General features: G+C 69.7%; 12 protein-coding genes. 7 read left to right on the top strand and 5 right to left on the bottom strand.

Annotated features, from left to right (window positions below; genetic code table 11):
* Positions 1-45 precede the first annotated feature (45 nt).
* Complete coding sequence (locus tag ABIC21_RS04245; protein WP_354349167.1) at positions 46-1,068, top strand: aldo/keto reductase; 1,023 nt, start codon at positions 46-48, stop codon at positions 1,066-1,068.
* A 10-nt stretch (positions 1,069-1,078) separates the two neighbouring features.
* Complete coding sequence (locus ABIC21_RS04240) at positions 1,079-1,729, top strand: MBL fold metallo-hydrolase (protein WP_354349166.1); 651 nt, start codon at positions 1,079-1,081, stop codon at positions 1,727-1,729.
* Positions 1,730-1,843: 114 nt separating this feature from the next.
* Here the strand turns inward: ABIC21_RS04240 and ABIC21_RS04235 are convergent, their stop codons facing one another.
* Positions 1,844-3,748 carry a DEAD/DEAH box helicase gene (locus ABIC21_RS04235; RefSeq protein ID WP_354349165.1) on the bottom strand — a complete coding sequence of 635 codons (1,905 nt, stop codon included), beginning with the start codon at positions 3,746-3,748 and terminating at the stop codon, positions 1,844-1,846.
* A gap of 333 nt (positions 3,749-4,081) precedes the next feature.
* Complete coding sequence (locus ABIC21_RS04230) at positions 4,082-4,471, bottom strand: hypothetical protein (protein WP_354349164.1); 390 nt, start codon at positions 4,469-4,471, stop codon at positions 4,082-4,084.
* A gap of 217 nt (positions 4,472-4,688) precedes the next feature.
* Here ABIC21_RS04230 and ABIC21_RS04225 point away from each other — a divergent pair, with 217 nt between their 5' ends.
* Both ABIC21_RS04225 and ABIC21_RS04220 read left to right on the top strand, forming a co-directional pair.
* Positions 4,689-5,363: an SAM-dependent methyltransferase gene (locus ABIC21_RS04225; protein WP_354349163.1), complete on the top strand. Its 675-nt coding sequence runs from the start codon at positions 4,689-4,691 to the stop codon at positions 5,361-5,363.
* A 494-nt stretch (positions 5,364-5,857) separates the two neighbouring features.
* On the top strand, positions 5,858-7,342 hold the full coding sequence (locus ABIC21_RS04220; RefSeq protein ID WP_354349162.1) for an amino acid permease: 1,485 nt from the start codon (positions 5,858-5,860) through the stop codon (positions 7,340-7,342).
* A 96-nt stretch (positions 7,343-7,438) separates the two neighbouring features.
* Here ABIC21_RS04220 and ABIC21_RS04215 read toward each other — a convergent pair whose 3' ends face one another.
* Entirely contained in the window at positions 7,439-8,878 is a 1,440-nt protein-coding gene (locus tag ABIC21_RS04215; protein WP_354349161.1) for an MFS transporter, read from the bottom strand.
* Positions 8,879-9,002: 124 nt separating this feature from the next.
* Between ABIC21_RS04215 and ABIC21_RS04210 the strand changes: the two genes are divergently transcribed.
* The gene (locus ABIC21_RS04210) at positions 9,003-9,677 is read left to right on the top strand and encodes an FAD-dependent oxidoreductase (RefSeq protein WP_354349160.1); all 675 of its coding nucleotides are present in this window, start codon (positions 9,003-9,005) and stop codon (positions 9,675-9,677) included.
* A 159-nt stretch (positions 9,678-9,836) separates the two neighbouring features.
* Here the strand turns inward: ABIC21_RS04210 and ABIC21_RS04205 are convergent, their stop codons facing one another.
* Positions 9,837-9,959, bottom strand: a complete 123-nt coding sequence (locus ABIC21_RS04205; RefSeq protein WP_354349159.1) for a hypothetical protein — start codon at positions 9,957-9,959, stop codon at positions 9,837-9,839.
* A 47-nt stretch (positions 9,960-10,006) separates the two neighbouring features.
* Here ABIC21_RS04205 and ABIC21_RS04200 point away from each other — a divergent pair, with 47 nt between their 5' ends.
* Positions 10,007-10,207, top strand: a complete 201-nt coding sequence (locus tag ABIC21_RS04200) for a hypothetical protein (RefSeq protein WP_354349158.1) — start codon at positions 10,007-10,009, stop codon at positions 10,205-10,207.
* Between the two features lie 34 nt (positions 10,208-10,241).
* On the opposite strand, the gene ABIC21_RS04195 is transcribed toward ABIC21_RS04200, so the two are convergent.
* Positions 10,242-11,546 carry an MFS transporter gene (locus ABIC21_RS04195; protein ID WP_354349157.1) on the bottom strand — a complete coding sequence of 435 codons (1,305 nt, stop codon included), beginning with the start codon at positions 11,544-11,546 and terminating at the stop codon, positions 10,242-10,244.
* A 96-nt stretch (positions 11,547-11,642) separates the two neighbouring features.
* On the opposite strand from ABIC21_RS04195, the gene trmB reads away from it, so the two are divergent.
* Entirely contained in the window at positions 11,643-12,566 is a 924-nt protein-coding gene (gene trmB, locus ABIC21_RS04190) for a tRNA (guanosine(46)-N7)-methyltransferase TrmB (protein ID WP_354349156.1), read from the top strand.
* Positions 12,567-12,612: the final 46 nt, after the last annotated feature.

Genomic DNA, 12,612 nt, shown 5'->3' with positions numbered 1-12,612 from the left:
GAACGGCCACGGGTTGGGGGTAGAAACAGCGAAAGAGAGGCCCCGATGAAGGCAGCAACAGTCATGCTCGGCGACGGTTTGATGGTCAGTCCCCTGGGGTTCGGCGGCATGGCCCTGACCCCGGTGTACGGGGAGGTGGATCCGGCCGAAGCCCTGCGGACCCTGCACCATGCGGTGGATGCCGGGGTCAGCTTCATCGACACGGCGGACATCTACGGCGGGGGCAGCAACGAGGAGCTCATCGCCCGGCTCCTCAAGCAACGCCGGGGCGAGGTGCAGTTGGCCACCAAATTTGGACTGGTGGGCACCCCGGCGACGGGCTATTCGGACATCCGGGGCGACGCCGCGTATGTGCGGCAGGCCGTGGACCGCAGCCTGCAACGCCTCGGCACCGACACCATCGACCTGTACTACATGCACCGCCGTGACCTCCGCGTTCCGATAGTGGAAACCGTGGAGGCCATGGCGGGGCTGGTACAGGCCGGAAAGGTGCGGCATCTCGGCCTGTCTGAGGTGACGGCCGAGGAGCTGCGGGAAGCCAGCAGCGTCCACCCGATCGCCGCGGTCCAGAGCGAATGGTCCATCTGGAGCCGCGACGTGGAACTCAACGTTGTTCCTGCCGCGGCCGAGCTCGGGGTGGGCTTTGTGCCCTATTCTCCGCTGGGCCGGGGATTCCTCACCGGCACCGTGGACGCGTCGAAGCTGGGCAGCAACGACTTCCGCCGCAACATCCCGCGGTTCGCCGAGGCGGCACTGGACGCAAACCAGGGTGTGGTCGCGGCAGTGCAGTCCGTCGCGGCTGAACTTGCCGCCGCCGGGCAGGCTGCAACTCCTGCCCAGGTGGCGCTGGCCTGGCTGCTCGCGCAGGGACGGAAGCTGGGGCTGCCCGTGGTCCCCATCCCCGGCACCCGCAGGGCGGACCGGGTCGACGAGAACCTCGGGGCATTGTCGCTCGACTTCACCGCAGCGCAACTCGAGAAACTCGACGCCGCCGCGGACGCCGTCGTCGGCTCCCGCTCCGCGGACCCCAACTGGGTGTCCCAGGGCCGTGAACAGCGTCTTTCGTAGACTGAAGCCCATGGACTCGCTCATTCACTCGTTACGTGACATCACCATCCGCCGCATTTCGGTCAGCGAGATGGACAACAACGTGTACCTGCTCACCAGCAAAGCCTCCGGTGCGCAGCTCCTGATCGATGCGGCCGATGATCTGGCCGCCATCCAGGGGCTGCTTGCCGACGCCGCCGCGGATACCTCCGCGACGCCGAAGCTGGCGCTGGTTGCCACCACCCACCAGCACTGGGACCACGTCCGGGCGCTGCCGGGCCTGGTGGCGGCCACCGGCGTGAAGACGGCGGCCGGGACGGAGGACGCCCCGGAGCTGCCGGTGCCGGTGGATGTGCTGCTGGATCACGGGGACGTCGGCAACTTCGACGGCTTCGACGTGACGGCAGTGCACCTGCGCGGCCATACCCCGGGGTCGGTCGCACTCGTGTACCAGGACCCGGAGGGCCCGGCGTACATCTTCTCCGGCGACTCGCTGTTCCCGGGCGGCGTGGGCAACACCCAGAACGATCCGGAACGGTTTGCCCAGCTGATCAGCGATGTCAGCGAGCGGCTGTTCGGGGCCTATCCGGATGACACCGTGGTGCATCCGGGCCACGGCGAGCCCACCACCCTGGGTGCGGAACGCCCGCACCTGGAGGAGTGGCGCGCCCGCGGCTGGTAGCTGGCGCCGCGCTTCGTGGTTTGCGCTACGCGAAATGCCGGTCGCTGCGGTATTCCCGTAGCGTCCGGCATTTCGCGTAGCGCGAGCTACTTTATGTAGCGAGAACGCGGAACCTTAGCGGCTGCGGCGTTCGTTCGACGCCGGGGCCGACGCGCGGCGGGGGCCGCCGCTGCGTGCCGGACGGCCTTCGCCGGAGCGGCCGTTGCCGCCGCCTGCGTAGGAGCCGCCCGAGGTGCCGCCGGTGTTGGAGGACCAGACAGCCGAGTTGCCACCGGTGTTGCCGGTCTTGGCGCCGGCAGCTGCACGCTGGCCCGTTGCCGGACGCCCGCCGCGCTGGCCGCCGGTTGCGCCACCCGTGCGGGGGGCGCCGCTGCGGGGTGCGCCGCTGCGGGGTGCGCCGCTGCGGGGAGCCGAAGCGCCCCGGGCGTCGCTGCGTCCTTCTGCGGCGCGGCCGTCGGAGCCGCGGCCTGCCGAGGCGCGGCCGCCGGCGGCCGGAACGTCGTTCCGGTGGGTGCCGTACGAGGTTGCGCGGGCCCGGGTGCTGCGGCGTTCGGCGCGCTCGGCATCCTGCCGGTCCTCGTTCCGCTCAATGACGCGCTCCGCGGCGTTGCGCGCTGCGGCCTGGCCTTCGTAGGCCACGGCACGGCGCTCGGCGCGGGGAAGGTCGGTGCGGGGAGCTTCGGCTCCGACGCGTCCGCGTCCGCCACGGCCGCCCCGGCCACCCGCGGTGGGTGCAGCCTGGGTGGTGCGGCGGGCGCGCTTGCGCTCGGCGTTGGCACCCGTGGAGCTGCCGCCGCCCTGGTTAGACTTGGCGGCCAGCAGTGCGGCGCGGGTGCGCGGATCGATCTTGTCGGCCATTTCGCCGACCAGTTCGGCGACCAGCGGGGAGTTGGCGGTGACGCGTTCGAAGTTGACGTCGACGCCGGCAGCCTTCATGAGCTTCTTGACGTCGGACTGCTGCTCCGGCAGGGTCAGCGTGACCACGGTGCCGTCGGAACCGGCGCGGGCCGTACGGCCAGAGCGGTGGAGGTACGCCTTGTGCTCCGTGGGCGGATCCACGTGGATAACCAGCTCGACGTCGTCGACGTGGACACCGCGGGCGGCGACGTCGGTGGCGACCAGGACGCGGACCTCGCCGGAGGAGAACTCGGCCAGGTTGCGGTCACGGGCGTTCTGCGAAAGGTTGCCGTGAAGGTCGACGGCGGGGATGCCGGCGTCGGTCAGGGTCTTCGCAAGCTTGCGGGCGTGGTGCTTGGTGCGCAGGAAGAGCACGCGGCGGCCGGCGCCCGAGGCGAGCTCGACGATCAGCTGCTTCTTGACGGTCTGGTCGTTGACGACGAGCACGTGGTGTTCCATGGTCGTGACCGCGGCCTGTGATTCATCCACGGCGTGGGTCAGGGGGTTGGACAGGTAGCGCTGGACGATCTTGTCCACGCCGTTGTCCAGGGTGGCGGAGAACAGCAGGCGCTGGCCCTGGCTGGGGGTCATGTCCATGAGCTTCTTGACCACCGGGAGGAAGCCGAGGTCGGCCATGTGGTCGGCCTCGTCCAGGACGGTGATCTCGACGCCTTCGAGGGTCAGGACGCGCTGGCGGATCAGGTCCTCCAGGCGGCCCGGGCAGGCGATGACGATGTCGACGCCGGCACGCAGGGCCTTTTCCTGGCGGGCCTGGGAGATGCCGCCGTAGATGACCGTGGTGTTCAGGCCCATGGCCTTGGCCATCGGCTCGATGGTGGCGTTGATCTGGGTGGCCAGCTCACGGGTCGGCGCGAGGACGAGGCCCATCGGGCGGCCGGGCTTGCGGAAGTGCTTGGCTTCCCGCTCAGCGAGTCGTGCTACAAGCGGGATGGCGAAGGCAATGGTCTTGCCGGATCCGGTGCGGCCGCGGCCCAGGACGTCGCGTCCGGCCAGGGTGTCCGGGAGGGTCTTGACCTGGATGGGGAACGGTTCAACGATTCCCTGGGCGGTGAGGGTGTCGGCGAGTGCCTTGGGCGTGCCGAGCGCAGCAAAAGTAGTCATATGTTTCAGAGGTCTTTCAGGCGGTATCCGTGCGGATATCGGCCCCCGGTGCCGGTTGGCCCAGGGGTTCGCCGAAGAAAAGTCAGGTGATCAACCGGCCAGCTGCCAGTTAGGGCGGCGGCCGGGACCAAATAGAACGCGTTCATCGACGCAGGATGTGCCTCTCACATGAAAAAATCCCACTCCCTACCTGAATCCGAAAGGAATCCGCAGGGGAACCGGTTGATGAACCGGACCGATCATTCAAGACCAAAGTGGGCATCACTGCACATCAAGTTCCCTCAGTCTATCATCAAGCGAGGCCAGGGCCGGCTTCCGCCCCGGCTCACCAGCTCAGCCCGCCAGGCTGGGGGCCTGGAACAGCGGCACGTGCGACGCCGGCACTGCGGGCGCGGGAGCCTCCGACGCCGCCCGTCCGGGCGTCCTGCCCGCGGCCGCCGAACGGTCCGTGTCCGCCGAACTGCGCTCGGTCACTGAACCGCATTTGGCGGCGGAACCGTTCCTGGCTGCCGGGACTGCTACCCGCCGGATCACCAGCACCTCGGCGTCGATCAACTTCCGGGTTCCGGTCCGCTCGTCCAGGATCCAAAAAAGGTCCGTGGCCGCCACCGTCCGGATGACCTCGCCCCGGTGGAAGAGTTTCCCGTTGTGCCACGCTTCAATCTGGTCCCCCACCGACAGCTCCTCACACGATGTCACCTGCTGCGCAACGTCTACAGTCATGGCCTGTTCCTTCCTTAGATCCGGATGCACCCCAGCGTCGTTCCGTTCTCCGGCTTCAGCCTCCACCACCGAGGTTTCGCGGGCGTTTCCGGGCGGTGATCTTCGTGTGTCGATTTCGGGGTCCAGCCGATTTTCCGGGTGTCGCCCGCAGCCTTCCCCTGCCATGATGTGGGAAACGGACCCGCAACCCGACACCCCAAGACCGGCGAGGACAACGATGACGGAACACCAGCACCCCGAGCACGCCGAGCACGGCAGCACTGTCAGTGCGGCCCAGGTGTGGGACGAAAAGTACCGCAGCCGGGCCAGAATTTGGAGCGGCGAGCCGAATCCGCAGCTGATCGCCGAGGCCGCGCACCTGCCAACCGGGACCGCCCTTGACCTGGGCTGCGGCGAGGGAGCGGACGCCATCTGGCTCGCCAGCCGCGGCTGGAAAGTCACCGCCGTCGACGTCTCCGCCGTCGCGCTGGAGCGCGCCGAGGCGCATGCGCAGGAACGCGGCCAGGGCGGGAACATCACCTGGGTGCGGCAGGACCTGGCCACCTGGGTTCCCACCGAGCTGTTCGATCTGGTCACGGCCCAGTTCCTGCACTCCACCGTGATGCCCTGGCAGCAGGCCCTGCAGTTGGCCGCCGCAGCGGTACGCACCGGCGGCACGCTGCTGATCGTGGGCCACCACCCCGACGGGCTGCCGCCGTGGGGCCAGCACCATGATCACGCGGCGGAACGGTTTTATACCGCGGAGCAGCTGGCCCGCGAGCTGGGAATCGCGGAGCCCGAGTGGCGGATTGACGTCATGGACACCCGTCACCGCAGCGCCACCGGGCCCGACGGCGAGGCTGCCGCGCTGACGGACGCCGTGCTGCGCGCCACCCGCCTCGCCGCCCGCTGACGCGCCGACCCGCGCCGACTTCGCGCATAGCGTGCCCGCTCGCCGGAAGGTTTCGGCGAGCGGGCACGTTTCCGGCGAACTGGCGTGTTTCGGTCCGTCGGCGATTTCAGATGTGACATGGGACACGGGACGACAGCTGAGGCAGTCATGGTCGACAGTTGTCGACCATGATGGTGCTGCCGAAACCCGCCCCCCAGGGCGGGCCGGACCGGCGGCGGCGGGCTGGCGCCGGCGTCGAAAATTCCCGTATCCGCAACGGAGCGGGCACGTTTCCGGCCCTGGAGGGACGCCCCCTGCAACCCCCGCCGGCCCCGCGGCGGGAAGCGCAGCGGCGCCGGCCCGGCGGGCGGCGGCGTTGCGGGGCCGCCCGAATGCCGCCCCTACGCTTAATCCACACGACAAAGTGTTACCTCCGTCACATCCTCGATGGATCCGTGCGGGCCCCGGCGGAATGTCCTCCGCCCTTGCCCCGCCTGTAACAAGGAAGAAGCCTAATGTCTGAACGCACCACCACGGCTGTCCCGAAAACCGCACCAGAGACCTCCTCCAGCAGCCACGGCCAGGAACCGCACCTCGCCCGCGCCCTGGGGAACCGCCACATCCAACTGCTGGCCATCGGCGGCGCGATCGGCACCGGACTGTTCATGGGCTCCGGCAAGACCATCTCCCTGGCCGGCCCGTCCGTCATTTTCGTTTACATGATCATCGGCTTCATGCTGTTCTTCGTCATGCGGGCCATGGGCGAGATCCTGCTCTCCAACCTGAACTACAAGTCTTTCAGCGACTTCGCCGGCGACCTCCTGGGCCCCTGGGCGGGCTTCTTTACAGGCTGGTCCTACTGGTTCTTCTGGGTGGTGACCGGCGTGGCCGACATCGTCGCGATCGCCGGGTACGTCGACAAGCTCGCGCCCGGCACACCGCTGTGGATCCCGGCCCTGATCACCCCGGTGGTGCTGATCCTGCTGAACCTCCCCACCGTCAAGGCCTTCGGCGAAGCCGAATTCTGGTTCGCCATCATTAAGGTGGTGGCCATCCTCGCGCTGATCGGCACCGGCATCGTCATGATCGCCACGAACTTCACCTCCCCCAACGGCGCGGTGGCCAACCTGGCCAACATGTGGAACGACGGCGGCATGTTCCCGCACGGCATGTTCGGCTTCGTCCTCGGCTTCCAGATCGCCATCTTCGCCTTCGCCGGCATTGAGCTGGTGGGCACCGCGGCCGCAGAAACCAAGGACCCCGAGAAGAACCTGCCGCGCGCCATCAACTCCATCCCCATCCGGGTCCTGCTGTTCTACGTCGGTGCCCTGGTGGTCATCATGGCAGTCAACCCGTGGCGCACCATCGATGCCGCCGGCAGCCCCTTCATCGGCATGTTCACCCTGGCCGGCCTCGGCATCGCAGCGGTGGTCATCAACCTGGTGGTGCTCACCTCCGCGGCCTCCAGCGCCAACTCCGGCATCTACTCCACCTCGCGCATGGTCTACGGCCTGGCCCAGGACGGCAACGCCCCGAAGGCCTTCGGCAAGCTGAGCATCCGCAAGGTTCCGCAGAACGCCCTGCTGTTCTCCTGCATCTTCCTGCTGGCAGGCCTGGTCCTGCTTTACTCGGGCGACTCCGTGATCGGGGCCTTCACCGTGGTCACCTCCGTGGCCTCCGTGCTGACCATGTTCGTCTGGTCCATGATCCTCATCAGCTACATCGTGTTCCGCCGCCGCCGGCCCGCCCTGCATGCGGCCTCGAAGTTCAAGATGCCCGGATCGGGCTTCATGCCCTACGTGGTGCTCGCCTTCTTCGGCTTCATGCTGGTGGCACTGGGCCAGGCCGACGACACCCGGCTCGCGCTGCTGGTGGCGCCCGTCTGGTTCCTGCTGCTCGGCGGGGCCTGGCACTTCAACCGCCAGACGCCGCTGCAACAGGCCCGGATTGCGGAATGGAAGGCCGTCCACGACGCCGAGGCCGTCCCCGCAGCGGGCTAAGGCAGCACCCGCCTCCCGGGCACCCGGAAGGGCGGTCCGGAAACGAGCTCCGGCCGGATCCACCGGCCGGAGCTCCTTTGCCTCATCTCCACGGCCCTAAGGCTGGGCCGTTCCGGGGTGGCGACCTGGCCGGCGCCCGGCGACCCGCGCGGCGACGACCACCGCGGCGACGCCGATCACCGCCGTCAGGGCGAAGACGCCGCCGAAGGACGCCGCCGTCGTCGGGAACGCAGCAAAGATGATGCCCGTCGTGGCCAGGGACAGCGCCCCGCCGAGCGAATCGGAAATAGACATCGCGGAACTGTTGAAGCCCTCGTTCTGCCTGCTGGACAGGGCCAGCGTCATCACGCTCAGGCGCGCATACATCAGCCCCATGCCGCCCCCGGCGAACACCCAGGCGGTGATCGCGACGGCGGCCGGCCAGTTGAGGACCGTGGTCACCAGCACCAGGACGACGGCGCCGAGAACGAGGGCCGCGCCGGTCCGGACCGCGCGGCGGTGGTCCAGGCGCGACCCGAGCCGGCCCTGCACCGCCGAGCCTGCGGCCCAGGAGACGGCGCCGCCCGTGAGCGCCAGCCCGGCGAAGGTCGGTGAGAAATCGTAGCGCTCCACCAGCAGATAGGGCAGGTACACCTCGGCGCCGAAGAACGCGGCGGAGGCCAGGCCGCGGGTGAGGATAACGCTGGGAAGTCCGCGGCGCGCGGTCAAGGTTCCCCGCGGCACCAGCGGGCGGACGGCGATGAGCGCCACGGCGACGGCCGCCACCGCCGCGATCCCGCCGGCCACCGGCAGCCGGGAGGAGAGGTTCAGGCCCAGCACGGCGAGCGCCGCAAGCGCGGCCCAGGCCAGCCGGCCGGAGCCCGAGGACTTCCGCGGTTCAGGAGTGGACATGTCCCCCGGTGCGGCGGGTTCCCGGGTTCCGCCGTCGGGCGTGCCGTGCAGCCCGCGCAGGGCCGGCACCACCATCAGCAGGGCCGGCACCACGAGCCCCACCACACCGAGGAACACCCAGTGCCAGCTGAGCAGCTGCGCCACGAGGCCGGCGGCGAAGGGGCCCACCAGCGAGGGGATCACCCAGGCTGCGGAAAACGCGGCGAAGATCTTCGGGTGCAGCACGGGCGGATAGACCCGGGCGATCACCACGTACAGCGCCACCGTCATCGCGCCGCCGCCGAGGCCCTGGACCAGCCGCCCGGCCACCAGGGCAGGCATGTCCGCTGCTGTTCCGGCGATCAGCAGGCCCAGCACAAACAGGGCCACGGACGCGTACAGCGGCCCCACCGGGCCGCGCCGGTCGGACCAGTTGCCGGCGGCCACCATGCCGATGACGCCGGTGGCGAGCGGGCCGGCGAATGCCAGGGCGTAGAGGGCGGCCCCGTCCAGCTCCCGGCTGACCACCGGCATGATCGTGGTCACCGCCAGCGATTCGAAGGCGGCCAGGAACACGAGGGCACACGCGCCCAGCGTCACCAGCACATAGTCGCGGTGGAAGATGCCGGCTGATTCCAGCGTCGGAGCGGGGACGGAACGGGGCAAGGGCGTGGCCTGATCAATAGTGGCTAAAGGGGAAGCATGCCACAGCTTGCGGGCGGGGCGCACCACCGGCCCATCATCGGTTCTATACTCGCGGGAAGACCACGGCGGCTAAGGACGCAATGACGTGAGTGAACGGATCGGAATCATTGGCGGCGGGATCGTTGGGATCGCGCTGGCACGCTCCCTCGTCCAGCGCGGGCTCGGTGAGGTCACTGTCTTCGAGAAGGAAGACCGGCTGGCCGCACACCAGACCGGCCACAACTCCGGCGTCGTGCATGCCGGTCTCTACTATGCAGCGGGATCGCTGAAAGCGCAGTTGTGCGTGGCGGGACGGTCCGCCCTGCGCGACAACTGCCTGCAGAAGAACCTCCCCTACCGGGAGGTCGGCAAACTGGTGGTCGCCGTCGACGAATCCGAGCCGCCTGCCCTGGCGGAAATCGAAAAGCGGTCCAGGGCGAACGGCGTGCCCGGCCTGGCCCGGATCGACGGCGCCGCGCGGCTGCATGAGATCGAACCGCACGTCGCAGGCGTGGCAGCGGTCCGCTCCCCGCACACCGCCGTCGTCGACTTCCCTGCGATTACCGAGGCGATGGCCCAGGACGTCCGGACGGCCGGCGGCACCGTACTGCTCGGACGGGAGGTGGTCTCGATGGCCGTCGAGGGCGCCACCGTGCGCGTCGGCACGGCCGGGTCGGAGCACGTCTTCGACCGCGTGATTGCCTGCGCAGGTCTGCAGTCCGACGTCGTGGCCCGCCTGGTGGGTGCCCCCCTCGCCGAAAATCCTCCCCTTCCGGGGTGAATACTGGTCGCTGAACCCGGAGCCGAACTTCCTGGTGCGGGGGATGATCTGCCCGGTGCCGGACCCGCGGTTCCCCTTCCTCGGGGTGCACTTCACCCGCGGCGTCTACGACGACGTGCACGTGGGTCCCAACGCCGTGCCCGCCCTCGCCCGGGAAGGCTATGGGTGGCTCACGGTCTCGGCGAAGGACACCTGGGAATCGTTGCGGTGGCCCGGGGCGGGCCCGCTGGCCAGGAAGCACTGGCGGATGGGCGTCGACGAGATCAGCGCCTCGCTCGTCAAAAACGCTCTACTACCGCAAGCCCCGGCGCTTCATCCCCGAACTCACCATGCCGGACCTCACGACGAAGTCCGGCGCGGGAGTCCGGGCCCAGGCCTGGGGCCGCGACGGGTCGCTGCAGGACGACTTCGCGGTGGACCAGATCGGCCCGGTGACGCTGCTGCGGAATGCGCCGTCGCCGGCCGCCACGTCCTGCCTGGCCATTGCGGACTACCTCGCAGACAAGTATCTGCAGGTCCGGCGCCCCTGAGTCCCTGCCGGGCGGGCGCGACGCATCCTCACCGTCAGCCGCCGATGAAGCGGTTCCGGCCGGCGCGGTAGCCGAACACCGCGGCCAGCGATCCGACCACAAGGAAAAGGACCCCCGCCGCCGCGAACGAGCCCGTGGCCTGGTGCAACTGGCCGACCATCAGGGTCCCGGTGGAGCCCACCCCGTAGCCGACGCCCTGCATCATCCCGGACAGGTGCGCGGCGGTGTGGCCGTCCCGGGTGCGGACCATGATCATGGTCAGCGCGACGGCGGTCAGGCTGCCCTGGCCCAGGCCCAGCAGCCCGGTCCACAGCCAGATCAGCTCGAGCGGGCCGAAGATGCTCAGCGCGAAGCCGCCGCCGGTCATCAGCGCCACAATGGTGTTGATCGCGCGCTGGTCCCGGCACCTGGTGGCGAGCGCCGGGGCGAACAGGGATCCCAGCATCTGCAGCAGGATCGAGACGGAGACGATCACCCCCGCCGTGCCGCCGTCCACCCCGCGTTCGCGCAGGATCGGGGCCAGCCAGGCGAACACGCTGAAGGACATCATGGCCTGCAGCACCATAAAAATGGTCACCTGCCAGGCGACCGCCGAGCGCCACACATTCACTCCGCCGTGCGCCGTCTGGTGCCGGCCGTGGCGCTGCCGGATGGCCAGCGGCAGGAAGAGCAGAAGCACGACGCCGGCGGGCAGCGCCCAGAACCGCAGCGCCGCAGTCCAGTCCCCCGTCGCACTGAAGACCGGGTAGGTGAAGCCTGCGCCGAGGGCCGCCGAGGCGCAGATCGCGGTGGTGTAGAGGCCGCCCATCAGGCCGAGCCGGTGCGGGAAGTCCCTCTTCACCAGGCCGGGCAGCAGCACGTTGCAGAGCGAGATCGCGGCACCGCAGGCGGCCGTGCCGGCCAGCAGGGCGGGAAGGTGCCCGGCGTCCCCGGCCTCGAGGGGCCGCAGCAGCAGCCCGGCGGTGAGCACCGCCATCGCGCCCAGCAGGACGCGCTCGGCCCCGAAGCGGCGGGCCAGGACGGGAGCCAGCGGGGCGAAAACGCCGAGCAGTGTGACCGGGACCGTGGTGAGGACGACGACCGCCCAGCCCGGCAGCCCGGCGTCGGCCGTCACTTCGGGCAGTACCGCGGAGAAGCTGGAAAAGACGGTGCGGAGGTTCAGCCCGATCAGGACCAGGCACACGCCCAGGTAGGCCAGGGTGCGGCGGCTGCCGACCCGGGTGGGCTCCGCCGCGGGGACGTCGTCGATTTCGGCGTCCACCAGGATGCCCGGGCGGTCCGCCTCGGTGCCGCCGGCGGTGGAGTCCTGGGCGCTTTTCGGTATGGTCACGGACCCCATTCTGGCAGGCTCCGTGGCGGCTGCGGTGTCATGAGCATCCGGACAGGCAATGCCGCCCGCCCGCGCAGCGGCCGGGCCTCCATTATTCTGGAAGGGATGAGTGAATCCCCAGAATCCCCCGACACACCGCAGCCGTCGCGCCCGGTGACCCCCGGCACCCAGGCCTCGTTCGGCACCTATGGAGGCCGTCCGGTCAGCTTTGTGCGCCGCGGCACCCGCCTGCAGGGCCGCCGGCAGGTGGCATGGGAGGAACATTCTGACCGCTGGGCCGTCGAGGTCCCCCGCCATGTCGCCAACACGTCCGTGCACCCGGACTATGTCTTCGACGCCGACGCCGAGTTCGGCCGGAAGGCCCCGCTGATCGTGGAGATCGGCTCCGGGCTCGGCGACGCCGTGTGCCATGCGGCCGAGGAGAACCCGGACAAGGACTTCCTCGCCGTGGAGGTCTACACCCCGGGGCTGGCGAACACGCTGATCAAGATCAACAGCCGCGGCCTGAGCAACGTCCGCGTGGTCGAGGCGAACGCCCCCGAGGTGCTCGCCACCATGCTGCCGGCCGGTTCCGTGACGGAGCTGTGGGTGTTCTTCCCGGACCCGTGGCACAAATCCCGCCACCACAAACGCCGCCTCATCCAGCCGGCCTTCGCCGACCTCGCCGCCCGGGCCCTCAAACCCGGCGGACTCTGGCGCATCGCGACGGACTGGTCCAACTATGCCGTCCACGTCCGCGAGGTTCTGGCCGGTTCGACCGACTTCGAGAACCTGCACGACGGCGAGCGCAGCGGCGCCGACAGCCCCCTCACCCAGGTCTGGGAATCCGGCGTCGAGTCCCTTGTGGGCGGGGCGCCGGTCAAGGAGGGCCGCGCACCTGTGAGCACCGAACACACCGGACCCAACGAGGGCGTCGATGAGACGGGCGGCTGGGCGCCGCGGTTTGACGGCCGGATCCTGACGAGTTTCGAGAACAAGGCGCACGACGCCGGCCGGCTCATTTTCGACCTCAGCTACCGCCGCCGCTGAGCGCCCGGCCGGGGTGAATCGCCGTCGCAGGGTCCTGGTCAGTCCT

Origin of the sequence: Pseudarthrobacter sp. PvP090, from assembly GCF_040547365.1 — a bacterium.
Lineage (GTDB): Bacteria > Actinomycetota > Actinomycetes > Actinomycetales > Micrococcaceae > Arthrobacter.
Note: the sequence above shows the minus strand (reverse complement) of the source record. Positions and strands in the feature narration are given on the sequence as shown.

Bases quoted from the DNA above. Each gene is read 5' to 3' on its own strand.
- ABIC21_RS04195 (WP_354349157.1), bottom strand. From the start codon at position 11,546: ATGGGGTCCGTGACCATACCGAAAAGCGCCCAGGACTCCACCGCCGGC.
- ABIC21_RS04240 (WP_354349166.1), top strand. From the start codon at position 1,079: ATGGACTCGCTCATTCACTCGTTACGTGACATCACCATCCGCCGCATT.
- trmB (WP_354349156.1), top strand. From the start codon at position 11,643: ATGAGTGAATCCCCAGAATCCCCCGACACACCGCAGCCGTCGCGCCCG.
- ABIC21_RS04230 (WP_354349164.1), bottom strand. From the start codon at position 4,471: ATGACTGTAGACGTTGCGCAGCAGGTGACATCGTGTGAGGAGCTGTCG.
- ABIC21_RS04225 (WP_354349163.1), top strand. From the start codon at position 4,689: ATGACGGAACACCAGCACCCCGAGCACGCCGAGCACGGCAGCACTGTC.
- ABIC21_RS04245 (WP_354349167.1), top strand. From the start codon at position 46: ATGAAGGCAGCAACAGTCATGCTCGGCGACGGTTTGATGGTCAGTCCC.
- ABIC21_RS04235 (WP_354349165.1), bottom strand. From the start codon at position 3,748: ATGACTACTTTTGCTGCGCTCGGCACGCCCAAGGCACTCGCCGACACC.
- ABIC21_RS04200 (WP_354349158.1), top strand. From the start codon at position 10,007: ATGCCGGACCTCACGACGAAGTCCGGCGCGGGAGTCCGGGCCCAGGCC.
- ABIC21_RS04220 (WP_354349162.1), top strand. From the start codon at position 5,858: ATGTCTGAACGCACCACCACGGCTGTCCCGAAAACCGCACCAGAGACC.